The organism is Nocardia blacklockiae (assembly GCF_015477355.1).
GTDB classification, from domain to species: domain Bacteria; phylum Actinomycetota; class Actinomycetes; order Mycobacteriales; family Mycobacteriaceae; genus Nocardia; species Nocardia blacklockiae.
This window is the reverse complement of the sequence record NZ_JADLRJ010000001.1, coordinates 157,309-179,904: the sequence shown is the minus strand read 5'-3', so window position 1 is coordinate 179,904 and position 22,596 is coordinate 157,309. Positions and strand designations below refer to the sequence as shown.

At 68.9% G+C, this 22,596-nt stretch carries 24 protein-coding genes; 11 read left to right on the top strand and 13 right to left on the bottom strand.

What is annotated here, in order from left to right; all coding sequences use genetic code 11:
- Positions 1–2: 2 nt before the first annotated feature.
- Positions 3–404, top strand: coding sequence for a DUF427 domain-containing protein (locus tag IU476_RS00755; protein ID WP_195095511.1), 402 nt, complete (start codon positions 3–5; stop codon positions 402–404).
- Here the strand turns inward: IU476_RS00755 and IU476_RS00750 are convergent.
- From IU476_RS00750 to IU476_RS00690, 13 genes are all read right to left on the bottom strand, one after another.
- Positions 376–996: a TetR/AcrR family transcriptional regulator gene (locus tag IU476_RS00750; protein ID WP_195095509.1), complete on the bottom strand. Its 621-nt coding sequence runs from the start codon at positions 994–996 to the stop codon at positions 376–378. The two genes, IU476_RS00755 and IU476_RS00750, sit on opposite strands and share 29 nt — an antisense overlap.
- A gap of 168 nt (positions 997–1,164) precedes the next feature.
- The gene (locus IU476_RS00745; protein WP_195095506.1) at positions 1,165–1,749 is read right to left on the bottom strand and encodes a flavin reductase family protein; all 585 of its coding nucleotides are present in this window, start codon (positions 1,747–1,749) and stop codon (positions 1,165–1,167) included.
- Entirely contained in the window at positions 1,739–3,166 is a 1,428-nt protein-coding gene (locus IU476_RS00740; RefSeq protein WP_195095504.1) for a hypothetical protein, read from the bottom strand. Before IU476_RS00740 ends, IU476_RS00745 begins: the two co-directional genes overlap by 11 nt.
- A gap of 627 nt (positions 3,167–3,793) precedes the next feature.
- Positions 3,794–4,447, bottom strand: coding sequence for an Rv1363c family protein (locus tag IU476_RS00735; protein WP_195095501.1), 654 nt, complete (start codon positions 4,445–4,447; stop codon positions 3,794–3,796).
- A 43-nt stretch (positions 4,448–4,490) separates the two neighbouring features.
- The gene (locus tag IU476_RS00730; RefSeq protein ID WP_324193804.1) at positions 4,491–5,741 is read right to left on the bottom strand and encodes an MlaD family protein; all 1,251 of its coding nucleotides are present in this window, start codon (positions 5,739–5,741) and stop codon (positions 4,491–4,493) included.
- A gap of 20 nt (positions 5,742–5,761) precedes the next feature.
- Positions 5,762–6,868, bottom strand: coding sequence for an MCE family protein (locus tag IU476_RS00725; RefSeq protein ID WP_228822938.1), 1,107 nt, complete (start codon positions 6,866–6,868; stop codon positions 5,762–5,764).
- 16 nt (positions 6,869–6,884) lie between these two features.
- The gene (locus tag IU476_RS00720) at positions 6,885–7,997 is read right to left on the bottom strand and encodes an MCE family protein (protein WP_195095497.1); all 1,113 of its coding nucleotides are present in this window, start codon (positions 7,995–7,997) and stop codon (positions 6,885–6,887) included.
- Positions 7,994–9,040, bottom strand: coding sequence for an MCE family protein (locus IU476_RS00715; protein WP_195095495.1), 1,047 nt, complete (start codon positions 9,038–9,040; stop codon positions 7,994–7,996). Before IU476_RS00715 ends, IU476_RS00720 begins: the two co-directional genes overlap by 4 nt.
- Before the next feature lie 5 nt (positions 9,041–9,045).
- On the bottom strand, positions 9,046–10,083 hold the full coding sequence (locus tag IU476_RS00710; RefSeq protein ID WP_195095493.1) for an MCE family protein: 1,038 nt from the start codon (positions 10,081–10,083) through the stop codon (positions 9,046–9,048).
- Complete coding sequence (locus tag IU476_RS00705; protein WP_195095491.1) at positions 10,080–11,381, bottom strand: MlaD family protein; 1,302 nt, start codon at positions 11,379–11,381, stop codon at positions 10,080–10,082. The genes IU476_RS00710 and IU476_RS00705 overlap by 4 nt, the downstream gene beginning before the upstream one ends.
- 3 nt (positions 11,382–11,384) lie before the next feature.
- Positions 11,385–12,239: an ABC transporter permease gene (locus IU476_RS00700; protein WP_195095489.1), complete on the bottom strand. Its 855-nt coding sequence runs from the start codon at positions 12,237–12,239 to the stop codon at positions 11,385–11,387.
- On the bottom strand, positions 12,239–13,105 hold the full coding sequence (locus IU476_RS00695; RefSeq protein ID WP_195095487.1) for an MlaE family ABC transporter permease: 867 nt from the start codon (positions 13,103–13,105) through the stop codon (positions 12,239–12,241). Before IU476_RS00695 ends, IU476_RS00700 begins: the two co-directional genes overlap by 1 nt.
- 375 nt (positions 13,106–13,480) lie before the next feature.
- Complete coding sequence (locus IU476_RS00690) at positions 13,481–14,158, bottom strand: TetR/AcrR family transcriptional regulator (RefSeq protein ID WP_195095485.1); 678 nt, start codon at positions 14,156–14,158, stop codon at positions 13,481–13,483.
- A 79-nt stretch (positions 14,159–14,237) separates the two neighbouring features.
- On the opposite strand from IU476_RS00690, the gene IU476_RS00685 reads away from it, so the two are divergent.
- The 10 genes from IU476_RS00685 to IU476_RS00640 all read left to right on the top strand — a co-directional run bounded on the left by IU476_RS00685 (position 14,238) and on the right by IU476_RS00640 (position 22,575).
- On the top strand, positions 14,238–15,539 hold the full coding sequence (locus IU476_RS00685) for an acyl-CoA dehydrogenase family protein (protein WP_195095483.1): 1,302 nt from the start codon (positions 14,238–14,240) through the stop codon (positions 15,537–15,539).
- Positions 15,536–16,582 (top strand): phosphotransferase family protein, encoded by a 1,047-nt coding sequence (locus IU476_RS00680; protein WP_195095481.1) that lies wholly within the window; start codon positions 15,536–15,538, stop codon positions 16,580–16,582. Before IU476_RS00685 ends, IU476_RS00680 begins: the two co-directional genes overlap by 4 nt.
- The gene (locus IU476_RS00675) at positions 16,579–17,355 is read left to right on the top strand and encodes an enoyl-CoA hydratase/isomerase family protein (RefSeq protein WP_195095480.1); all 777 of its coding nucleotides are present in this window, start codon (positions 16,579–16,581) and stop codon (positions 17,353–17,355) included. Before IU476_RS00680 ends, IU476_RS00675 begins: the two co-directional genes overlap by 4 nt.
- A 1-nt stretch (position 17,356) precedes the next feature.
- Positions 17,357–18,340 carry an NADPH:quinone oxidoreductase family protein gene (locus tag IU476_RS00670; protein ID WP_195095479.1) on the top strand — a complete coding sequence of 328 codons (984 nt, stop codon included), beginning with the start codon at positions 17,357–17,359 and terminating at the stop codon, positions 18,338–18,340.
- A 97-nt stretch (positions 18,341–18,437) separates the two neighbouring features.
- On the top strand, positions 18,438–19,019 hold the full coding sequence (locus IU476_RS00665) for a carboxymuconolactone decarboxylase family protein (protein WP_195095478.1): 582 nt from the start codon (positions 18,438–18,440) through the stop codon (positions 19,017–19,019).
- Positions 19,020–19,307, top strand: a complete 288-nt coding sequence (locus tag IU476_RS00660) for a DUF1330 domain-containing protein (protein ID WP_195095477.1) — start codon at positions 19,020–19,022, stop codon at positions 19,305–19,307. It begins immediately after the preceding gene.
- Between the two features lie 7 nt (positions 19,308–19,314).
- The gene (locus IU476_RS00655) at positions 19,315–20,538 is read left to right on the top strand and encodes a metal-dependent hydrolase family protein (RefSeq protein WP_195095476.1); all 1,224 of its coding nucleotides are present in this window, start codon (positions 19,315–19,317) and stop codon (positions 20,536–20,538) included.
- Positions 20,522–20,938, top strand: a complete 417-nt coding sequence (locus tag IU476_RS00650) for a nuclear transport factor 2 family protein (RefSeq protein ID WP_195095474.1) — start codon at positions 20,522–20,524, stop codon at positions 20,936–20,938. The genes IU476_RS00655 and IU476_RS00650 overlap by 17 nt, the downstream gene beginning before the upstream one ends.
- A 46-nt stretch (positions 20,939–20,984) precedes the next feature.
- Entirely contained in the window at positions 20,985–21,401 is a 417-nt protein-coding gene (locus IU476_RS00645) for a Zn-ribbon domain-containing OB-fold protein (protein WP_195095472.1), read from the top strand.
- Between the two features lie 31 nt (positions 21,402–21,432).
- Positions 21,433–22,575 (top strand): thiolase family protein, encoded by a 1,143-nt coding sequence (locus IU476_RS00640; RefSeq protein ID WP_195095468.1) that lies wholly within the window; start codon positions 21,433–21,435, stop codon positions 22,573–22,575.
- The last annotated feature ends 21 nt before the right edge of the window (positions 22,576–22,596 follow it).

Genomic DNA, 22,596 nt, shown 5'->3' with positions numbered 1-22,596 from the left:
CCATGCAGCAGTCAGGTTTCGCCGAATGGCCCGACTATCGCGTCGACGTGCACCGGATCCGCAATCTGATCCGGGTCACCTTCGACGAGCAGACGCTCGCGCAGACCACGGCCGGGCTGCTGGTGACCGAGCAGGATCACGGAATCGCCTTCTACATACCGGAATCCGACGTGCGGTTCGACCTGCTGGTCCCGGTCGAGCTGACCAGCCGCTGCCCGTTCAAGGGCACCGCGCGGTACTGGCGTCCCGCCGCGCACGCCGACCCGGTCGCCTGGGAGTATCCCGAGCCCTATCCGGAGGTCGCGCTGCTGCGCGGGCACCTGGGCTTCTATCAGGATCGGGCGCGTGTCGAGGTGGGGGTGGCGGTGCCGGCGGTCAGTGCGCCGTATGCGAGGAATCACTGACGGCTTCGGCGCGCCGCCGCTCGAGCCGGTCCAGGTGCCGCTCGACCCAGTCGAACGTCTCCGGGTGGCCGCCGGTCACGTCGAGTGATTCCTCGATCATCAGCAGCCGCGACATGCCCGCCGCCATGACGGCGAACACGGCGGGCGGGTAGCCGTCGGTGTCGATCCGGTACTCCGGCAACAGTTTTCGCAGCGCGGTGATCTCGGCCTCGCGGAATCGTTGGGAGTACTCGGTCAGCGCCGCGCGGATCACCTTGCGGTGATTGGCCAGCGCCGCGAACTCCATGATGAGCTGGGCGGCCCCGGGCTTGGTGCTGAACTGCCACAGCGCGCGCAGCGGCTCGGGCCCCGCCAGCGCCTCCGCCTGCCGGCGCAGGCCCTCCTCGGCGCGGCGCTGGAACACCGCGAGCAGCAGGTCGTCCATCGTGCGGAAGTAGTAGTGCACCAGCTGGTACTTCAGCCCCGCCTTGCGGGCCACGCTGCGCGAGGTGACCGCGGCGTACCCCTCCTCCAGCATCAACTCTTCCACGGCATCCATCAGCACCGCGCGATTCTTGGCGTCGGGCGCACCGATCCTCCTCGGCGATGCCATCTCGACAACCTCCCTAACTCCCACCCCACCAACAACCTCACCACGACCTGCCACCGCACCACCCGCAATGCTAATAACCCCACCGCACCCAATCGTTACCGCACCCGCGCGCATGGTTGGCAGGTACCAGCGTCGCATCCGAATGGAAGGACCTTCTCACCCTCCCCCTCAGGCCCCGTCTCGAAAGTACTTCGCATCTGTCATCGACGCTGCAGTCGTGGTGAACAAGTTGCCGGTTTGCTGCATCAACGGATACGTGACGCTCGTCGGCTTGCCGTCACCGGTGAGGTAATCCGGATTGAACCGAACTCGTTCGATCTCACCGACCGTGATCCCATGGTCACCGCCCAGATCCAACCGCGCGACCACCCGGCAGGCCAACCAGCCGATCCCGGCAGGCACCACCGGTCCGTACGCGGAGGCGTCGTAATCCAACTCCAGACCGCACGCGGCCAACTTCTCGGCCGGATCGGTGATCGGAAACTTGGAATAACGTGCACCGAGTTTCCACACCGCATCCAACTGATCGATCGTCGGCACCGTCACCGTAAACCCATCCGCAACCAGAAGATTCGCGTACGTCACCCACTCTTTGAAGACGGCCAACGCCACCTGCTGCGGACGGGTCGACACCGACGTCAGATTCGATACCGGAATCAGATCGGCCTTACCGCCCTCATCCCTGGTGCCGATCAGATACGCGATCCGCGGCGCCAGCAACCGATGCGCCACGGCAACAGCGTCATCCACCATCTACCGCCTCCGTCATCCTGTCCGGCAGAAACGCCTCCACTGCCGCCCGCAAGGTACGACCATGCGCGGTGGCCGCCGCCGAGTGGGCACACAAATCACCGCGCACGGCACGAACGGCCGTCGCAACCTGCGGAATACGCTGTCCGACTGGTATTTCCAGTACGGGACGCAGCGCGTCGAACGCTTCCGCCGCCCCCTCGGTGTGCAACAGCGCACGCGAGAGGTTGAGTTGTGCGAGCGTGAGCGTGGCCGGCCAGGTTTCTACTTGACGTGGCGAGTAGAGGCTGATGACGGCCTCGGCTTCGGAACGCACACTCGCCCATTCACCGAGTAGAGCGAACGTGGTCGCGTCGTAATAGTGCTGGCGCGCGTGCGAGAAGTCGAAGATCGGGCCGAGTTCTATCAAATCATTTGCGGCCGAGAGATTGTCGCGCTCGCGACGCGCAGCAGCGACCGCAGCCAGCGCGGACGGTCGATCGCCGCGCTGCGCGTGAGCACGTGCCGCGAGCCCCGACAGGCGTATGCCGGGAATGCCCGAGATGCCCCCAGCTCTCCCGACCTCGCGCAGCACTTGCTCCGGCTGCCCCCACCACGAAACGATCATGGCGCGTGTGCAGTACACCCAGGCCAGTAGCGACTGGTGGCCCGTGAGTTCGGCGAATCGACCGGCGGCTCGCGTCTGGATCATGGCGGCACGGGGTTGCGCCAGGTCATGCGAGACCGAAGCCAGCAGCGCGCACGTCGCGGCGAACAACACGTGCAGGTCCTCGAGATCGCGGACGCGGCCCGCTCGTTGGATGGTTGCGGCCAGTTGATCACGAAGGACCGTGAGCCGCAGAAATATCGGCTCCAGATCGGGATCGACGGCATAGTCGGTCGACAGTTGATACAAGTCGTCGGCAGCGTCGAGCAGCACGGACGGATCGACCGACGACCGATCGATGACATTCACCAATCGAGCAGACTCTCGGGCAGCGTCGAGAACAACACCACCCACGTCGGCACCGATAGCAATCCCTCCCACCCCCATGGCGCGCAGGACATTTCGGCGGTCCGTGGGATCACCTCCTTGATCGAACGCCGGAAGTGGGTCGACGGGATCCGATGCACGATGCCGAGCCCGCCAGGCAACTTCTCCTTCGGTCACCAACTGCTCGAATCGGACGCGATCTTCATCTGTCGCCCGCTGTTCGAGTGTGGTGTCCAGGATGGCCTGGGTGTTGAAGCGTGGCTTCACCGCACTCAGACCGGTCCGCCAGTTGACGACCGTGGTGGCTTCGATGCCGAGCAAGTCGGCGAAGTCACGCACCGACCGCCGCATCGCCTCTTGCAGCGCTGCGGCTTCGAATCCGGTCCATTGTCGCCCTCTCACCATCGCCCCACCTACGTTACGACGCTTGAACTGGGCAAACCTCACGCTAGCCGAACATTACCCGACCGCTGCGCGATCGTTCCGGGAACGGATGTACAGGCACGGTTGGAGCAGCGCTGGCACCGGAGCTTCTTCGCACCGGGACCTCGAGCGTTCATGTCACTTCTCTGGGAGGGATGCTCGCCGATGTACACGATGCTCGCTATCCATCAACTCGCCATGTTGGCTCGTGGCCAGAATCGCATGCCTCTCACACCGTCCCACGAGAGATGCGTACACCATATTCACATTGAGTCCGGAGCATTGACGCTCGATTATCAGGCCACTGCCGAGCAGATACGGAGTGTGGCCGCTCTCTTGGCACAAAGTGCTCCGGATCTGACTGTCACGGTCGACGACGACGTGCACATCGGTCTCCCGACCTTGCCGTGTGCCGGACTGTGGGATTGAGCCGGGCATGTATCCTCCAGAACCCTTGCGGCACAGAACTTTTGTGCACGCGGACGGGAAGCTCGCCGAGTTCATGTGCCAGGTGCATCTTCTGGAGCTGACACTCGCGCGTGCTCGCGAACTCCGGTCCATCCACGGGCTTCATCACCCCGAAGAGTGCATAGTGCATCTGGAGTGCGCATACCTCCTGGTGATGGAGGACGGCGGTTGAGCTCTGGGCGTTCAGGGGAGTTCGACCTTGCTGGCGAGCCAGTGGTTGTCGACCTTTTGCATGGTCATGAGGATGCGGTTGCGGTCTATGCGGGGTTGGGGGTTGGTGATGTTGGTGATTTCGGCGTCTACGAAGAGCATGATGACGGCCTGGGTTTCCGTGGCGGACTGGATGGCGGCGGCTACCACGTGGCCCTTGCTGACCGACTTCGCTTGCAGGAGCATGGGTTTGAGTTGGTCGGCGGATTTGGTGTACATGTCCTTGAATTCGCCGGTGGCTCCGTCGAGGACGGTGGCGGTGTCGGTGTCCAGGTGGGCGGAGTCGATGCTGGTCAATGCCACGGCGTAGTTCTGGGCCGCGGTCAGTGCCGCTTGGCCGGCGGCATTGCGGTCGTTGCGGTTCTCCAGCTTCCAGCCGAACACCACCGCCAGCACTACCGCCACCACCAGAAGCGTGGCAAGTACGGCGGTCAACGGGCGCGGCAGCCATCGCCGCCACGAACGGCCTGGGTCACCGTCGGGCGCGGAGTTCTCCTCTGAGCCTTCGGCCACCGCGTCCGCGCTCGCCGCTTCGGCCGGGCTCGTGTCGGTGTCGCCTGCTGCCGCGCCGACCGCGTTGTCGGCGGCGGCGGCCGGTTCCGGTGGCACCACCGAGGTCTTGTTCATCGTTGTCTCCCATCGTTTTTCGCGCGCACCGGGCTGTGGTGCGCTATCCCCCCGGGACGAACGGGCCGCCGTAGGTAGGGGGCACTGTGTACGGGCCGGTCGGTGTGGGGTCCGCGCGTTGGAGCGGGTCGACGCCGGGTGGGATGGTCGCGGTGTTGTCGCCCGGCGGACGCGGGGCGTTGGCCGCGCCGCGCGGCATGAGCGAGGGGTCGGGGTTGGTGCAGCGGGCGTGCAGGAACGGTTCGGGGTAGTCCGGGACCGAACCCGGGTCGCGCGGCAGGTCGTAGTCGCAGGCGTACTTCGGGTAGGGACTCACGATGGCCCAGACCGCGCCGTCGTGCATGGCGGAGTGGATGGCGTCGAGGGTCGAGCCGGTGCGCTGCTGCGGCCAGAAGAACTCCCGCAGCGCCGGGATGTGCAGGTAGGCCATCTGCGCCGTGGTGGTCAGGTTGCCCAGCAGCTGCACCATGGTCGGCGAGTTGTCGGCGATGATGCGGTCCGCGGCGGCCATGGTGTTCGGCGCGTTGTCGACCAGGGTGCCGTAGCCTCCGGTCATCGCACCGACGCCCGACATGGTCTGCGCCAGATTCGCCGACGTCGCCCGCAGTCCCGGCGCCACGTCGCCCAGCGTGGTGAGCACCGCCTTGCTGTTGTGCAGCAGCGAAACCGTCTCCGGCAGCACCGAATCCAGCGTCGAGAGCAGGAACATGCCGCCGTCGACGACGGCCGTCAGCTTCTCGGGACCGTCCGCGCCCGCGCCGAGTTCGCGCACGATGCCCTCGATCTCGGCGGGGTCGATCTGCGTCAGCGTGCCGCTCATGCTGCCGAGCGCGGCGGCCATCGTCACCGGCGTCGAGGTGCGGTCCTGGGTCACCAGGTCGCCGTCGGACAGGTAGGGCCCGCTCTCGTTCGCGGGCAGGAAGTCCAGGAACTGCTCACCGGCCGCGGACAGCGAGGACACCCGCACGTCCCCGCTCTTCGGAATGCGCACCCCCGAGTCGATCGCGGCGACGGCGACCACCTTGCCGCCGTCCACGCCGACCGTCCGCACCCGGCCCACCCGCACCCCGCGCAGCGTCACGTCCTGGTCGGGCAGCAGCCCACCGGATTGCGCCAGTTCCACCCGGACCCGGTACTGCGAGCGGAACGGATCGGTCTGCAGGGAACCCAGCAGCAGGTACCCGACACCGAGCACCAGCACGAGCATCAGGCCCAGGACGGAGGACAGCAGGCGATGCCGCGACACCAGCCGCGCTGAGAACACCACCGCGCGCGCCGGTGGCTCCACTGTCACATTTCGGATGGCTGCTGCGTTCATCGGCCCGGCTCGACTCTGTCCTTCAGACGGTTGAGGGTGTACGACAGCGACCCGATGAAATTCGCCCAGTCCGTGGCGTCGGGCACCCGGCCGCCGGAATCGCCGGGGCTGTTGGGATCGGGCACCGCGCCGACCGCGAGCTGGGCGATGTCCACGTTCACGTGCGCGGACGCCGCGTTGGTCACCTTCATGATCAGCGGAATGTTGGAGATGAGCGCGTCGAGATTCGCGCCGGGCGTGTTCGAGGCGATATTCAGGTTGGCCGCCAGTTTGTTCACCGATTCGATCAGGCTGCGGTCGTTGCTGCCCCGCACCGACGGGAATTTCGCGATCTGGTCGGTAATCCGGTGCACCTGGTCGACGAGATCGACGATGTTCTGGGTATTGTCGCCGACGACCTGCAGAGCCGGTCCGGCGGCGGCCAGCGCGTCGGTCACATCGCCGCGCCGCGCCGCCATCGTCGCGCTGAGATCGCCTGTGCTGGCGAGTATTTCGCGGATCCGGTCGGAGCGGGCGGCGAGATTGCGGACCAGGTCCCGGGTTTCGCGGATGAGCGTGGCCAGCCGGTCGCCGCGGCCGCCGACCGCCTCGCCGAGACTGTTCGCCAGGCTGGTGACGTTCTCGATGGCGCCGCCGTTGACCAGCAGCGCGGCCCGGGTGAGCACCTCCTCGATGGTGGCCGCCGCGGCGGTCGACGCGAGCGGAATGGCCGCGCCGTCAGCGAGATTCGGCGCACCGGGGTCCGGCCGGGCGGGCGGCGTCAGCGCGATGAAGACGTCGCCCATCGGGGTGGCCGAGCGCAGCTCGGCGGTGGTCCCCGCGGGTAGTCGCACACCGGACCGGATGCGCATCGACACCACGGCCGTGTAGTTCTCCGCCCGCATCGCCTCCACCTGGCCGACGTCGGCGCCGTTGAGCCGGACCTTCGCCTTGGTCGGCAGATTGAGCGCGTTGGCGAAAGTGGCTGTCAGCGAATACCCTTCGACGCCCGGCGCCGGCAGCGGCAGCCTGTCCAGGCTCACCGAGCACCCGGTGGTCGAGATCGCCACCGCCGCGGCGACGCCGATCAGCCGCCGCCGTCCCGAGCCGAATTTCATGCCCATACCCTTGCCATCCCTGCTATTTCGGCGGTGCTCCCGCGATCACGGAGAGCATCTGGCCGATTCCGAAATCCGGTCCCATGTCGCGCGCGGTCCCGGTCGCGCAGCCGAGTTCGCGCAGACCCAGCAGATTGCACACCGACTTGAGCATCTGGCCGTCGAGCAGGAATTTGTCCAAACCGACGGTGCCGCGCAGCGCGCGGATGTTCGGATCGATCGCGTTGAAGGCGTTGTCGGTCACGAGCGGGAAGACGTCGAGGAATTCGGCCAGGTTGTCGTTGTAGTCGGCCATCGATTTCGTCATGGTGTTCGAATTCGCCGCCAGGTTCCGGAGATTGTCGCGATTGCGCTCCATCAGATCGGTCATCCGGACGAGGATCTGGTTGAGTTTCGCGCCGGTGTCCCCCGATCCGAGCTTCTGATCGGCCAGGATGTCGCTGAGTGTCCTGATCCCCGAACCGAATTCGCGCAGCGCCTGATCGTTGCGGGCGGCCGCGGCGGTGAGGGCGTCGAGATTCCGCACGACCTCGGTGACCGCGGCGCGGGTCGCCGCGCCGTTGTCCGGCCCCAGTTGCAGGGCGCGCGACAGTTCGCTCATCGCGTCGCGCAGGTCGTTGCCGTTACCCGCCGCGATCTGCGCGCCGACGTCGAGCAGCCCGGCGACCGGGCCCTGACCGTCGCCGGTCCTGCCCAGCGAGGTGGACAGCTTGTCGGCCATGGCCAGCAGGCTGTCGAACTCCACCGGCGTGCGGGTGCGCTCGGTGCCCAGCACGGCGTGGTCGGCCAGGGCCGGGCCGCCGCGATAGACGGGGGTGAATTCGATGTGGCGGTCGGTCAGTACCGAATCCGACACGGTGACCGCTTGGGCGTCGGCGGGGATCTTCACCCACTTGTCGACCTCCATCGTCACGTCGACGTGGCCGCCCCGGGGCTCGATGGCCGAGACCTTGCCGATCTTCATGCCCAGCACCGACACGGGATTGCCGACGTAGAGCCCGTTGGCGTTGGCGAACTGGGCGGTCACCGTGTTCGACGTGTCGGTCAGGCCGAGCGGGCCGCTCGAACAGCCCGCCACGACCGCGCCGAGCAGGGCGACGGCGGCGAGTTTCAGCCCTCGCAGCGCGCTGCTCATTTGCAGTCCTGGAAATAGGTGGGCTGGTTGAGCTTCTGCGCGTAGGCGCTCAGCGTGCACATGAAGGAATCGATGAACGCGCCGTCGGGACCGTTGCCCACCAGTTCCTGCCCGGTGCCGGTGGCGTTCGCGAACAGCCGCCACGGCACCGGCAGGATCTGCAGGATGTTGCGGAGCAGATCGTCGTGGCCGGCGATCATGCCGGTCATCTGCGCCAGGTTGTCGAGCAGCTGCTGGATCTCGGGCTGGTCGTCCACGGCGATCGGCTGCAGCTGCTGCACCAGCGTGGTCGCGGCGTCGAGCAGGCCCACGACGGCCTGCTGCCGGGAGATGAGCTGCTGCACCACGTTCCGGCCCTGGGTGACCATGCCCGCCAGCTCGCCCTGCTGCTCGCGCAGCACGGTGGTCACCTGGTCGGTGCTGGTCAGCAGCTGACCGAGTTGCGCCCGGCGGTCGGCGATCACGGTCGCGAGCGATCTCATGTTCTGCAGGGTCTGGGGCACCAGCGCGGGCGTGCCGCGCAGTTGATCGGTCAGCGCGCTCATGGTCTGCGCGATGCGGTCGGCGTCGATGCTGCTGAAGGTCGTGGTGGCGTTCTGCAGCGCGGTTTCCAGGTCGTAGGGCACCTCGGTGCGGGACAGCGCGATCGCGTTGCCCGGCAGGTGACCCGAACCGGCGGGCCGCAATTCGACGTAGCGCGAGCCCAGCAGCGTCGTCAGCTTGATCGCCGCGCCGGTGTCGGCGCCCAGGGGCAGACCGCGATTCAGCTTCATGGTCACCAAGACGTGGTCCCCGGCCAGCCGCGTCCCGGTGACGGTGCCGACCTGGATGCCGGCGAGGGTGACCCCGTCACCGGCGCTCACCCCGGCGGCCTGGGCGAAATCCGCGCGGTAGGTCTCCTGGCCCGGATGCAGCGAATTGACGAACACGGTCACCGCGACGACCACCGCGAGCACGCTGACCGCGACCAGGCCGATGCGCAGTTTGCTGTATTCCTCGAGCGTCCGGCCGGGGCGTCGCGCCGGGGTAAGTCGTCTCGCCATCGTCCTCACCTACAGATCCCGGAGTTCTCGACCTTGCCGCTGGGTGTCGCCTGCCCGAGGATCGCCGACATCAGCGGGTCGGCCCCGGGGATCATGCTCACCTGCACCTCGCAGACGTACGCGTCGAGGTAGGCGCCGTTGTTGGTGATGCGCGCCAATCCCTTCAGCAGGTACGGCAGGTTGAACCCCACGTACGCGAACTTGTCCTTGCCGTCCACGAAGTGCTGGGCGAAACCCGGCTCGCGGTCGACGAATTGGTTCAGCGCGGGACTCGCGCCGCGCACCACCGCCGCGGCCCGGCCCAGCGTGCCCGAGATCGCGTCGATCTGCCCGAACAGCTGATCGCGCTGCTGCGCGAGCCCGTCGAAGATCCGCCGCGTCTGCCGCAGCACGGTCTGCAAGTTGTCGCTCTGCCGCGACAGGTCGCCGAGCACGCTGCTCAGATTGTCGATGACCTGCCCCAGCACCTGGTCCGGTCCCGCGAAAGCCTGTGCGAACGAGGCGGTTTCGGCGATCAGGGTGGTGATCGCGCCGTCGTCGCCCTGTAGCGCCCGCACCACCGCCGCGCTGATGTTGTCGACCTGCTGCGGATCGAGCACGCTGAACAGCGGCTCGAAACCGTTGAGCAGCCTGGAGATGTCGAACGAGGGCTCGGTGTGCTCGAGCGGAATCTGCCAGCCGGGCCGCAGCACCTGCGGATCGCCGAAGTCGCGCAGCGACAGTCCGAGATAGCGCTGCCCGATCAGGTTCTGGTACGTCACCGACGCCGCGGTGTTGCCGTACACGGCCTGGCCCCGCTGCACCTCGAAGGTGACCTTCGCCCGAACCCCGTCCAGGTCGACGGATTTCACGCGGCCGACCCGCACCCCGGCCATCCGCACGTCGTCGCCGGCGTGCAGGCCGGACACGTCGGTGAACAGCGCGGAGTAGGTGTCGGTCCGCCCACTCACGCTGCGCGACAACGTGACATACATCGTCCAGGTCAGGCCGAGCGAGACGACCAGGAACACGATCAGCGCCAGCAGCGGCTTGCGGTAGCTCATCGGGGCTCCTCCACGGAGTCGGGCGCCGGGAGGACCTTCGCGTCGTTGCCGCGCAGCAGCGGGCCGAACAGGATGTCGGCCGCGACATTCGGCGCGCCGCCGAGGATCGAGGCGATCTGCTCCTGCTCCTGCCGGCTGCCGATCGCGCCCACATTGCCGCCGATCAGCGTCGGCACGCTCGCGGGCGCGGCGTTCGGGCCGATGATGGTGGGGCCGCCCGGCGGGCCGGTGGCGCAGCTCGGCCCTGCGAGGTCGCCGTAGCGCGGGCAGTCGGCGCGGGTGTACTGCCGGTGCGGCGTCATCTCGATGATGACCTTGGCGGTCATGTTCTGGTCCGCGGTGTTCCAGAGCTTGATGAAGTCGTAGGACATCTGGCTCTGCGAGGTGGCCATCTGCGCGAAATTCGGGCTGCCGTCGGCGATCACGCCGAGCGCCGGGCCGAGCTTGCCGGTGATGTCGGTGAGAGTGCCGGTGTTGTTCTCCAGGGCGGTGCCCACCGTGCCGGTGGTGGTCAGGCCGCTGCTGAGCAGATTCGCCAGCTGGTCTCGGCGCTCGGCCACCGCGCGCAGCGGGGCGACCGAATTGTGTACCGCGCCCAGCAGATCGGGCGCGGAGGACCGCAGCCCGGCCAGCGCCTGGGACAGCGCGTCGAGGGTCGAGCCGGTGCCGTCCGGGGCCATGGCGGCGTTGAACGCCTGCGCGATCCGGGTGAGCTCGGTGCCCGCGCGCACCGCTTCGGCGCCGTGCCCGGCGGTGGCGCGTTCGACGACGGCCAGGATGCCCAGCGCCGGATCCGAGCCGGAACGTCCTGCGGCGGCGGCGATTCGGCTGAGCGCGGTCAGCGAGGTCTGCAACCGCACGGTCTCCTGGCTGCGGTCCTCCGGGATGTGCGCGCCCGCGGCCAGCGGCGCGCCGGCGCCGTTGTGGACCAGCTGGACGGACGGCACCGCGAACACGTTGCTCGGCACCACGCGGGCGGTCACCGTGGCCGGAATGCCTTGCAGGTACTCGGGTTTCAGGTCGATGTGCACCTGGTTCGGTCCGCCGTCGGTGGCCGGGGACACGCTGTCCACCTGGCCGACCAGCACGCCCTGGTATTTCACATCCGATTTCGCCGGCAGCCCGTCGCCGACGTTGACCAGCTCGGCGGTGACCCGCACGGTCTCGCGGAACGCGCCCTGCGAGCGGGCCAGCATCAGGCCCGCGAGGGCGGCGACGACCACCAGGCAGGCCACGCCGCGCAGCAGCAGCTTCCAGTTCGGCAAGACCTTGCCGTCCGATTCGAACGCAATCGACATCTGCTACCCACTGATTCTCGCGCCGGCGTCGAAGCCCCACAGCGTCATCGTCATCATCAGATTCACGAAGATCATCACGGTGATACCGGCGCGCATCGCACGCCCGGCCGCCACCCCGACGCCCTGCGGGCCGCCCGAGGCGTAGAAGCCGAAATAGCACTGGATCGTCGTGGTGAGAATGACGAAAACGACCGCTTTCGACAAGGAATAGAGGATGTCCGTGCCGCTGAGCACGAGACGGAAGTAGTGTTCGTAGGTGCCCGGCGACTGCCCGCCCGACAGGCCGACGACGATTTCCACGGCCAGGTAGCTGAACGCCAGGCACGCCAGGTACAGCGGAATCATCGCCACGATCGAGGCCAGCATTCGCGTGGTGACCAGATACGGGATCGGGCGAATGGCGATGGCGTCGAGGGCGTCGATCTCCTCGGCGATCCGCATCGAGCCGAGTTGCGCGGTGAACCGGCAGCCCGCCTGCGCGGCGAAGGCGATCGAGGCCATGATCGGCGCCAGTTCCCGGGTCGCCGCGGTGGAGGCGATCATGCCGGTGGCCGGGGCCATGCCCAGCAGTTTCAGCGCGCTGAAACCCTCGATGCCGACGATGGCCCCGGCGGCGGCGCCCAGTACGAGAATGACCTGCCCGGTTCCGCCGCCGACGACGATGGAGCCGTTGCCCCACGTCACGTTCGACAGCATCTTCAGAAACTCCGCCCGATAATGCCGCAGCACCACGGGAATTCCGGCGAGCACCCGGACGAAGAACGTCGCCATGTACCCCAGCCGCATGACGGGAACCGACACCGCCGTCCCGGCGACGAGGACAGGCCGAACCCCCGGCGGATAGTATCGCGAGGCCATCAGAGCGTCGTCCTCGGAAAGAGAATCGTGTACAGCTCGGTGAAGCCCGCGTTCACCAGCATCAGCAGGATGATCGAGGCGACCACCGCGGCATTGACCGAATTCGCCACGCCGCCCGGGCCGCCCTTGGCGTTCAGCCCTTTCTCGCACGAGACGATGGTGACGATGACGCCGAACACCACGGCCTTCACCATCGCCAGATACAGATCTCCGACGCGGGCGAACGAGGAGAACGTGGCCAGATAGCTGCCGGGCGTACCGTCCTGGATGTAGACGTTGAACAGATATCCGGCCAGGAATCCGACGAACGCGCTCAGCCCGGTCAGCCCGAGCGCGACCACGACACCGGCCGCCAGCCGCGGCACCACCAGCGCGCGCAGCGCCGAGACGCCCATGACCTCCATGGCATCGATCTCCTCGCGGATCTTGCGCGCGCCGAGATCCGAGCAGATGGCCGATCCGACCGCGGCCGCCAGCAGGATCGCGGTGACCAGCGGGGCCGCCTGGCGGATCACCGCCAAGCCGCCCGCGGCACCGGCCAGCGACGTGGCGCCGACCTGTCCGGCGAGCAGGCCGAACTGGATGGACATGGTGGCGCTGATCGGCAGCGCCACCGCGATGGTCGGCACGTAGGCGGTCTTCGCCATGAACACCGCCTGCTGCACGAACTCCCGGAACGGGAACTGCCCGCGGGCGATGTCGACGAACAGGTACTGGACGGCGCGGACGGCCAGAACGAACTGTCCCCCAACGGTTTCCAGCGCGGCGCCGGGATGGCGGCGCAGGTATCCGCCCGCCCACTGCCTGATCTCACGGACCGCGGACCGCTCGGCGATCCCGTCCGGCGTGACCGACGGCGCGGCCATCACGAGCCCGCTTCCCGCGCGGCGCGGTCCTCGGCGTCGGTCATCGTTTCCTCCCTGATGCGCCGGCCGCATCCGGTGCTGTGCACTTGCTCAGCGCGAGGCCGCGCACTTGTGTAGCATCTGCGGTCGCGGGGGTCGAGAGAGCGCCGGGCATCGCCCCTCCTCGTCGGGGTGGAAAGTTTCATTCTCGTTATCGGAGAATGATACATCCATCACACGAGGACTGTAGCAACATTCCGACCACGGCAACACCCTCGACGTCAGGCCGCCGGAGTGCGCTCGCACTCCGGCGAACGAGTTCCACAGGGACATCGGGAAGCTGCTGCGACGAACAGTCGCGAGAGTACGGTTCTCACCGACGGAACTTGGATTCTTTCAGCCGCCGGAGGCTGCCGCTATGCGCAGGCAGGCTTCGGCGATGTGGTCGATGTCGGGCGGCGTGGGTTCGGTGCGCTCCCAGAGGAATTCGGCCAGCTTCCCGATCGTGGCGTGACCGGCGAGGGAGGCGTCGAATTCCGGTGTCGCGCTGCCAAGTTCGGCGAAGGGCGCGTGCAGCAGGTGGGCCAGGCGCACACCGGCCGCGCCCGCGCCGGAGACGACGCCCTGGCCGGCGCCGCTCGCGTTCCACAGCACGGCGCGGGTGGTCGCCGCGATCTCGGCGTCGGCCTGGACCATGATGGCCGCCACCCAGGCCCGGACTCGGTCCGCCGGGGTGTGCGCCTTGCCCATCCGGTGGGCGACGTAGCCGTACAGCCGCTCGGTTCCGTCCTCCAGCAGCGCGGCCACCAGCGCGTCCTTGGATTTGAAGTGCCGGTAGAAGGCGTCGTTGGACAATCCCGCGGCCGCCACGATGTCGGCCACCCGCGACGGGGCCACGGTGCCGCCGGTGCGCATGAGTTCCAGTGCGGCATCGAGCAATCGGCGCACCTCACCGGCATAGTCCGCCGCCCGCGCGGCCAGCGACTGCCGCGCGATCCGGTCCGCCACATCCCCCGGCGCGCTCGCCGCGGCTCCGTTCCGCTCGGCTCGCGCGCCGGGCCCTACCGCCGTCATTCGCCCTCCACAGCTGATCAAGAATTGCATTCTTCGATACAAGAAGCATATTCTCACTCGGACGAGAGGAGGGCGCAAGATGGCGTGGGACTTCGACACCGACCCCGACTACCGAGCCCGGCTGGACTGGGCCGACGAGTTCGTCCGCGAGCAGGTCGAGCCGCTGGATCTGGTGTGGCCGCACCAGGAATTCGTGCCGCTGGCGGGCGCGCGGCGCGCGGCGATCGAGCCGCTGAAACAGGAGGTGCGCCGGCAGGGATTGTGGGCCACGCACCTGAGTCCGGAGTTGGGCGGCCAAGGGTACGGGCAGCTGAAACTCGCACTGCTGAACGAGATTCTGGGCCGCTCGTCGTGGGCGCCGATCGTGTTCGGCTGCCAGGCGCCCGACACCGGCAACGCGGAGATCATCGCCCACTACGGCACCGCCGAGCAGCGGCGGCGGTATCTGCGGCCGCTGCTCGACGGCGAGCTGTTCTCCTGCTATTCGATGACCGAACCACAGGCCGGAGCGGACCCGTCGGAGTTCACCACCCGCGCGGTGCGCGACGGCGACGACTGGATCATCGACGGCTGGAAGTTCTTCTCCTCCAACGCCCGCACCGCCGCGTTCCTCATCGTCATGGCGGTCACCGACCCGGATGTCGCGGTGTACGAGGGCATGTCGATGTTCCTGGTGCCGGCCGACACCCCCGGCATCAGAATCGTCCGCGACGTCGGGCTGTACGGCGAGCCGGACAACGAGGGCCAGCACGCGCTCATCCACTACGACCGGGTCCGGGTGCCCGGCGACGCGCTGCTCGGCGGCGAGGGCAAGGCGTTCGCCATCGCCCAGACCCGGCTGGGCGGCGGCCGCGTCCACCACGCCATGCGCACCATCGGCCTGGCCCGCCGCGCGCTGGACATGATGTGCGAGCGCGCCCTGAGCCGCCGGACCGCCGGAACCCGCCTGGCGGACAAGCAGTTCGTGCAGGGCTACATCGCCGACTCCTACGCGCAGCTGCAGCAGTTCCGGCTGTTCGTGCTCTACACCGCCTGGGAGATCGACAAATACAACGACTACCGCAAGGTGCGCAAGGACATCGCGGCGGTGAAGGTCGTCATGCCCACCGTGCTGCACGACATCGCCTGGCGCGCCATGCAGGTGCACGGCGCGCTCGGCGTCACCAACGAGATGCCGTTCTTCCGGATGATCCACGGCGCGGGCGTGCTGGGGCTGGCCGACGGTCCCACCGAGGTGCACAAGGCCACCGTCGCCAAGCAGGTGCTGCGCGACCACTCCCCCGCCGAGGGCGCCTGGCCCACCGCCTGGATTCCGGCGAAACGCGAAGCGGCACTGGCGAAGTACGCGCAGTATCTGGAACACGAGGTGGGCAACCGATGACCGCCGAACCGCAGACCGCACCGTCGATCGATACGGCCCGGCTGGCCGAGTGGATGGACCGCCGGGGGCTGCCCGGCGCGGGCGCGCCCTTGCACGCCCGCTTCCTGTCCGGCGGCACGCAGAACGAGATCTACGCACTGCGCCGCGGCGAGCACCGCAGCGTACTGCGCATTCCCCCGCCGCACGCGCCGGCGGACCGCGACCGGGGCATCGTGCGGGAGTGGCGCATCATCGAGGCGCTGGACCGCACCGACGTGCCGCACCCTCCGGCCATCGCGGTCTGCATCGACACCTCGGTACTCGGACGCACCTTCTATCTGATGGGGTTCGTCGACGGCTGGTCGCCGATGGACCATCAGAAGACCTGGCCGCGGCCGTTCGACACCGACCTGGCCGCCCGCGCCGGGCTGGCCTACCAGCTGGCCGAGGGCATCGCCCTGCTCGCTCGGGTCGACTGGCGCGGTGTGGGCCTGCACGACCTGGGCCGTCCCGACGGCTTCCACGAACGCCAGGTCGACCGCTGGACAAGGTTTTTCGAGCGGATCAAGAACCGCGAACTCGACGGCATGGACGCGGCCACGAACTGGCTGCGCGCCCACCGGCCGCTGGACTACATCCCGGGCGTGATGCACGGCGACTACCAGTTCGCCAACGTCATGTACCGCGACGGCGCGCCCGCCCGGCTCGCCGCCATCGTCGACTGGGAGATGGGCACCGTCGGCGACCCCAAACTCGACCTGGGCTGGATGCTGCAGGACTGGCCCGAGGACACCCGCACGCCCGCGGCGAGCGCGGCCGGCTACGTCGACATGTACGCCATGCCCGGCCGCGGCGACCTGGCCGCGCACTACGCCGAGGTGTCGGGCCGCCAGGTCGACGATCTCGACTACTACCTGGTGCTGGCCAAGTGGAAGCTCGCGATCGTGCTCGAACAGGGCTTCCAGCGGGCCGGTGACGACGTGAAACTGCGGTCGTTCGGCCCGATCGTGCCCGAGCTCATGCGGTCCGCCGCCGAGCTCGCCGAGACGAGCGAGTACCGATGAGCGAGAACGACGACATCCTGATCGAGCGGCAGGGCGCGGTCCTGATCGTGCGGTTGCACCGCCCGCGGGCCCGCAACGCCCTGACCGTTCCGATGATGCGCGGCATCGGCGCGGCCGCCGCGACGGCCGAGCGCGACCCGGGCGTGCGGGCGCTGGTGCTCACCGGTTCCGGCGACCGGGCCTTCTGCTCCGGCATGGACCTGCGCGCCTTCGCCGACGGGGCCGCGTTCGACGACAGCGACGCCGATATCGAGACCTACACCCGCCTGACCCGGGGGCAGCTCGCGGTGCCGGTCGTCGGGGCGGCCAACGGGACCGCGGTCGGCGGCGGCCTGGAACTGCTGCTCGGCGCGGACATCATCATCGCCTCCGCCGCAGCGGAATTCGCTTTTCCCGAGGTGAAGCGGGGACTGTTCCCCGGTGGTGGCGGCACGTCGATCGGCGCCCGCATCCCCTTGAGCGTCGCGCTGGAGATGACGCTGACCGGCGACCCGATGAGCGCCGCGCGCGGCTACGAACTCGGATTGCTCAACGCCGTCGTCGAACCCGAACGGGTTCTGGCGACCGCACTGGAGTTCGCCGAGCGGGTCGCGGCCAACGCGCCGCTGGGCCTGGCCGCGTGCAAGGAACTGGTCCGGCTGGCCGTCACCGACGCCGAGCGCGCCGACCGGCGGCTCCTCGAACTACAGAGCACGGTGTTCGCCAGCGACGACGCGCAGGAAGGCGCCCGCGCGTTCGTGGAGAAGCGAGCGCCGGTCTGGCGGGGGCGCTGAGGTGCGCGCGGCCGTCTGCCTCCGCTACGGTCCACCGGAAGTCGTTGCGGTGCAGGAGCTTCCGAGTCCTGCCGTGAACGCGGGTCAAGTGCGGGTGCGGGTTTCGGCGGCGGCCGTCAACTATCCGGACGTGCTGCTGATCGCGAACCGGTATCAGCTCACCGTGCCGCCGCCGTTCGTCCCGGGCAGCGAATTCGCCGGAGCCGTCATCGAACTCGGCGCGCGGGTGAGCGGGTTCGCGGTCGGCGACCGCGTCACGGGCACCGGCCTCCACGGGGCGTTCGCCGAGGAGGTCGTCGTGGACGCCGCGGCCGTGGCCCGCATTCCCGACGGCGTCGACGACCGCGTCGCCGCGGCCGCCGGGGTCGCGCACCGGACCGCCTATCACGCCCTGCGCTCGGTCGCCCGCGTCCGGCGCGGCGACCGGGTGATCGTGCTCGGCGCGGGCGGCGGGGTGGGCCTGGCCGCCGTGCGACTGGCCACCCTGCTCGGCGCCGAGGTCACGGCCGTGGCCTCGACGCCGGAGAAACTGGCGGCCGCCGCCGCGCATGGTGCCCGCCACCTGATCGACCACCGGGCCGTCGGCGCCGGGCCCGCGCTGCGCACCGCCCTGCGCGCGGCCGTGCCCGACGGCGCGCACGCGGTCCTCGACCCCGTCGGCGGCGATCTGTCGGAGCCCGCGCTGCGGTCGCTCGGGCGCGGCGGGCGGTTCGTCACCCTCGGCTACGCCTCCGGCGTCATCCCCCGCATCCCGTTGAACCTCGTGCTGGTCAAGGGAATTCACGTCGTGGGCTTCCAGTTCCAGGACATCGACCCGGCCGAGTTCCGGCGCACCGAGGCGGAGTGGACCGGGCTGCTCGCCACCGGCCGGATCCGCCCGCACATCGGCAGCACCTATCCCCTGGAGCGCACGGCCGACGCCCTGCGCCTGGTCGCCGACGGCCACGCCGTGGGCAAGGTCCTCATCGACCCGACCGCCCGCTAGCACGATTCCCGTCCGATCGCGAGATTGACTCCGGAGCGCCCGCATGGAAATCTAATGGTTAGAAATTGAGAATATAATTCTCGTGAGAGGAGTGCGGATGCGCGTGCCGCCGCTGCCGGACGACCAGTGGGACGACCGGACCCGCGCCGCGTTGCGGCCGTTACTACCGCGCGCCCGGCGCAATCCCGCCGGGGCCGGGCCCGCGATGTCCACCCTGGTCCGGCACCCCGACCTGACCGAGGCGTTCCTGAATTTCGGTGTCTACCTACTGTTCCGCTCCACCCTGCCGCCCCGGATCCGGGAGCTGGCGGTGCTGCGGGTGGCGCATCTGAGCGGCTGCGCCTACGAGTGGCAGAGCCATGTCGACATCGCCCCGCAGGTCGGCCTGACCGACGCCGACATCGACGGGATCCGGCGCGGCCGCCTCGCCGACGCCTTCGAGCAGACGGTGCTCGACGCGGTCGCCGAACTGCGCGAGCGGTCGCAGCTGTCCGACGCGGTGTGGGACGAGCTCGGCGAGCGGCTCGACGAGCAGCAGCGCATGGACCTGATCTTCACCGTCGGCGGCTACGGCCTGATGGCCATGGCGTTCAACACCTTCGGCGTCGAGCCGAAGCCCGGCGGACACGACGCCGTACCGATCGACACCCGACGAAACGACCGAGAGCAGGTGGTCTGAATGCCCAAGGGCTACGTCATCTTCACCGAAGCCGTCAAGGACCCCGAGGGCATGCGCGCCTACGCGGAGGCCGCCGGACCCGCCACCAAGGGCGTGCGGGTGCTCGCGGTCGAGTCGCGGCCGGAGGTGCTCGAGGGCCGGTGGCACGGCGACCAGACCGTGATCCTCGAATTCGACTCGGTCGAGGACGCGCGCGCCTGGTACCACTCCGAGGCCTACCAGAACGCCGCGCGGCTGCGGCAGCGAGCCGCCGACACCAACGCCGCCATCGTCTCCGGGCTGGGCTGAGCGGACCATGCTGACCCTCAGAGCGGCGGGGCTGCTCGACGTCGATTCCGGCGAGATCGTGCGGCCCGGCATCCTGCGCATCGACGGCGACCGGATCGCGGGCGTCGGCGGCGCCGCGCGCGCCGGCAGCGACGAGGTGATCGACCTCGGCGACCTGATCCTGCTGCCCGGCCTGATGGACATGGAGGTCAACCTCCTGATGGGCGGCCGGGGCGAGACGGGCCTGTCCTCGAGCGTGAAAGACGATCCGGCGCTGCGCATGCTGCGCGCGGTCGGCAACGCCCGCCGCACCCTGCGCGCCGGGTTCACCACCGTGCGCAACCTCGGCCTGTTCGTCAAGACGGGCGGCTATCTACTGGACGTGGCCTTGGGCAAGGCGATCGACCAGGGCTGGATCGAGGGTCCGCGCATCGTCCCCGCCGGCCATGCCATCACCCCGACCGGCGGCCACCTGGACCCGACCATGTTCTCCGCCTTCGCGCCCGACGTGCTGAAGCTGACCCTCGAGGAGGGCATCGCCAACGGCGTCGACGAGGTCCGCAAGGCGGTGCGGTACCAGATCAAGCACGGCGCGCAGCTGATCAAGATCTGCGTCTCCGGCGGCGTCATGTCGCTCACCGGAGCACCCGGGGCACAACATTATTCGGACGAGGAGCTGCGCGCGATCGTCGACGAGGCGCACCGGCGCGGGCTCAAGGTCGCCGCCCACACGCACGGCGCGGACGCGGTGAAACACGCTGTGGCGGCGGGGATCGACTGCATCGAGCACGGTTTCCTCATCGACGACGAGACCATCGAGCTGATGGTGGAGGCGAACACCTGGCTCGTCCCCACCACCCGGCTCGCCGACGCCATGGACGTGTCCAAGGCCGACCCGGCGTTGCAGGCCAAGGCGGCCGAGATGTTCCCGAAGGCGCGGGCGTCGGTGCGCGCCGCCTACGAGGCGGGCGTGCGGATCGCCGTGGGCACCGACGCACCGGCGATTCCGCACGGGCGCAACGCCGATGAGCTGGTGGCGCTGGTCGAGCGCGGGCTGGAACCGGCCGACGTGCTGCGCGCGGCGACGGTGCGCGCCGCCGAGCTGATCGACGCGCCCGACCGCGGCCGGCTGGCCGAGGGACTGCTCGCCGACGTCATCGCGGTGCCCGGGGATCCGTTGCGCGACATCACCGTCACCCAGGACGTGCGGTTCGTGATGAAAGGCGGCAAGGTCCATGTCGACAAGCGATGATCTGCTCGAGTTGCAGCAACTGCTGGCCCGCTACGCGGTGACCATCACCAAGGGCGACATCGACGGCCTGCTCGGGGTGTTCACCCCCGACGGCACCTACAGCGCCTTCGGCGACACCTACACCCTGGACCTGTTCCCGGACCTCGTGGCCGCCGCGCCGAAGGGTCTGTTCCTCACCGGCACACCGCTGCTCGACCTCGACGGCGACGCCGCCACCGGCACCCAGCCGCTGTGCTTCATCGACCACAGCACCCACGACATGCGGATCGGCTACTACACCGACACCTACGCCCGCACCGCCGACGGCTGGCGGATCAAGACCCGGCGGATGACCTTCATCCGCCGCAACGGCGACCACGATTCGGGCATCCCGCACGCCTTCGAGCCGACCCGCGGCTGAGCCTGCGGCACAACGGAATTCACAGAAGACAACGGAGGACGCCCCGATGGCGAAGGTACTCGCGGATGACGTCTCGACCTGGCCGGCGGACGACCCGCAGCTGATCGGCAGCCGCTGCGACGCGTGCGCCGCCACCACCTGGCCGCGCCAGCCGCGCTGCCCGCGGTGCAGCGGCGCGCGGATGTCGGAGCTGCTGCTGCCCCGGCGCGGCACGCTGGTGGCCTGGACGACACAGGGATTCGTGCCGAAACTGCCCTACGCCGGCAAGGAGAACGCCGACAACTTCCAGCCCTTCGGCATCGGCCTGGTCCAGCTCGGCGACGACGTGCGCGTGGAGACCCGGCTGACCGAGGCGGATCCGCAGGTGCTGCGCTTCGGCATGGAGGTCGAACTCACCTTCGTCCCGCTCTATGTCGACGAATCCGGGGACGAGGTCTTGACGTGTGCTTTCTCCCCGGTGTGAGGCCGAGGGTACGGGACGAAGGAGATTTCGGATGAACGACGTCGCGATCATCGGGGTGGGCCTGCATCCGTTCGGCCGCTTCCCCAAGACCGCCATCGAGATGGGCGCCGAGGCGATCCAACTCGCGCTGTCCGACGCCGGTGTCCGGTGGCAGGACATCCAGTTCGGATTCGGCGGCAGCTACGAGGTGAGCAATCCCGACGCCGTCACCCGCCTCGTCGGGCTGACCGGGATTCCGTTCACCAACGTGTTCAATGCCTGTGCGACAGCGGCCAGTTCGATCGAGCAGACCGCCGAGGCGATCCGGTCGGGCCGCTACGACATCGGCATCGCCGTCGGCATGGACAAGCATCCGCGCGGCGCCTTCACCGACGACCCCGCCAAGCTCGGCCTGCCCGCGTGGTACGCGGAGAACGGCCAGTTCGTGACCACGAAGTTCTTCGGCATCAAGGCCAATCGCTACATCCACCGGCACGGCATCTCACAGCGCACGCTCGCCAAGGTGGCCGCCAAGAACTTCCGCAACGGCGCGCTCAACCCGAATGCCTTCCGCCGCAAGCCGATCAGCGAGGACGACATCCTCGCCTCGGCCGTACTCAACTATCCGTTGACCCAGTACATGTTCTGCGCGCCCGACGAGGGCGCCGCGGCGGTGATCATGTGCCGCGGCGACCTCGCCGCCCGCTACACCACCAAGCCGGTCTACCTGCGCTCCACCGCGATTCGCACCCGCCGCTACGGCGCCTACGAGGTGCACAGCACCTGGGCGGCCATCGACGAGGACGCCTCGCCCACGGTCTACGCCTCGCGCGCCGCGTACGAGGCGGCGGGGATCGGCCCCGAGGACGTCGGCGTCGCCCAGCTCCAGGACACCGACGCCGGTTCGGAGGTGATCCACATGGCGGAGAACGGATTCTGCGCCGACGGCGAGCAGGAGAAGCTGCTCGCGGAGGGCGCGACCGAGATCGGCGGGCGCATCCCCGTCAACACCGACGGCGGCCTGATCGCCAACGGCGAGCCGATCGGCGCCTCCGGCATCCGGCAGGTCTACGAGCTCGTGCTGCAGCTGCGCGGGCAGGCCGGCGACCGGCAGGTGCCCGGCCGCCCCACGGTAGGCTACGCCCAGGTATACGGGGCGCCCGGGACCGCCGCCGCGTCCGTGCTGAGCATCTGAGGGGGCCGCTACTTCCCACAG

Bases quoted from the DNA above. Each gene is read 5' to 3' on its own strand.
- IU476_RS00665 (WP_195095478.1), top strand. From the start codon at position 18,438: ATGCGCGTGCCGCCGCTGCCGGACGACCAGTGGGACGACCGGACCCGC.
- IU476_RS00640 (WP_195095468.1), top strand. From the start codon at position 21,433: ATGAACGACGTCGCGATCATCGGGGTGGGCCTGCATCCGTTCGGCCGC.
- IU476_RS00700 (WP_195095489.1), bottom strand. From the start codon at position 12,239: ATGGCCTCGCGATACTATCCGCCGGGGGTTCGGCCTGTCCTCGTCGCC.
- IU476_RS00675 (WP_195095480.1), top strand. From the start codon at position 16,579: ATGAGCGAGAACGACGACATCCTGATCGAGCGGCAGGGCGCGGTCCTG.
- IU476_RS00710 (WP_195095493.1), bottom strand. From the start codon at position 10,083: ATGAGCTACCGCAAGCCGCTGCTGGCGCTGATCGTGTTCCTGGTCGTC.
- IU476_RS00695 (WP_195095487.1), bottom strand. From the start codon at position 13,105: ATGGCCGCGCCGTCGGTCACGCCGGACGGGATCGCCGAGCGGTCCGCG.
- IU476_RS00650 (WP_195095474.1), top strand. From the start codon at position 20,522: ATGTCGACAAGCGATGATCTGCTCGAGTTGCAGCAACTGCTGGCCCGC.
- IU476_RS00745 (WP_195095506.1), bottom strand. From the start codon at position 1,749: ATGGTGGATGACGCTGTTGCCGTGGCGCATCGGTTGCTGGCGCCGCGG.
- IU476_RS00715 (WP_195095495.1), bottom strand. From the start codon at position 9,040: ATGGCGAGACGACTTACCCCGGCGCGACGCCCCGGCCGGACGCTCGAG.
- IU476_RS00685 (WP_195095483.1), top strand. From the start codon at position 14,238: ATGGCGTGGGACTTCGACACCGACCCCGACTACCGAGCCCGGCTGGAC.
- IU476_RS00705 (WP_195095491.1), bottom strand. From the start codon at position 11,381: ATGTCGATTGCGTTCGAATCGGACGGCAAGGTCTTGCCGAACTGGAAG.
- IU476_RS00720 (WP_195095497.1), bottom strand. From the start codon at position 7,997: ATGAGCAGCGCGCTGCGAGGGCTGAAACTCGCCGCCGTCGCCCTGCTC.
- IU476_RS00655 (WP_195095476.1), top strand. From the start codon at position 19,315: ATGCTGACCCTCAGAGCGGCGGGGCTGCTCGACGTCGATTCCGGCGAG.
- IU476_RS00645 (WP_195095472.1), top strand. From the start codon at position 20,985: ATGGCGAAGGTACTCGCGGATGACGTCTCGACCTGGCCGGCGGACGAC.
- IU476_RS00690 (WP_195095485.1), bottom strand. From the start codon at position 14,158: ATGACGGCGGTAGGGCCCGGCGCGCGAGCCGAGCGGAACGGAGCCGCG.
- IU476_RS00755 (WP_195095511.1), top strand. From the start codon at position 3: ATGCAGCAGTCAGGTTTCGCCGAATGGCCCGACTATCGCGTCGACGTG.
- IU476_RS00660 (WP_195095477.1), top strand. From the start codon at position 19,020: ATGCCCAAGGGCTACGTCATCTTCACCGAAGCCGTCAAGGACCCCGAG.
- IU476_RS00735 (WP_195095501.1), bottom strand. From the start codon at position 4,447: ATGAACAAGACCTCGGTGGTGCCACCGGAACCGGCCGCCGCCGCCGAC.
- IU476_RS00750 (WP_195095509.1), bottom strand. From the start codon at position 996: ATGGCATCGCCGAGGAGGATCGGTGCGCCCGACGCCAAGAATCGCGCG.
- IU476_RS00680 (WP_195095481.1), top strand. From the start codon at position 15,536: ATGACCGCCGAACCGCAGACCGCACCGTCGATCGATACGGCCCGGCTG.
- IU476_RS00725 (WP_228822938.1), bottom strand. From the start codon at position 6,868: ATGGGCATGAAATTCGGCTCGGGACGGCGGCGGCTGATCGGCGTCGCC.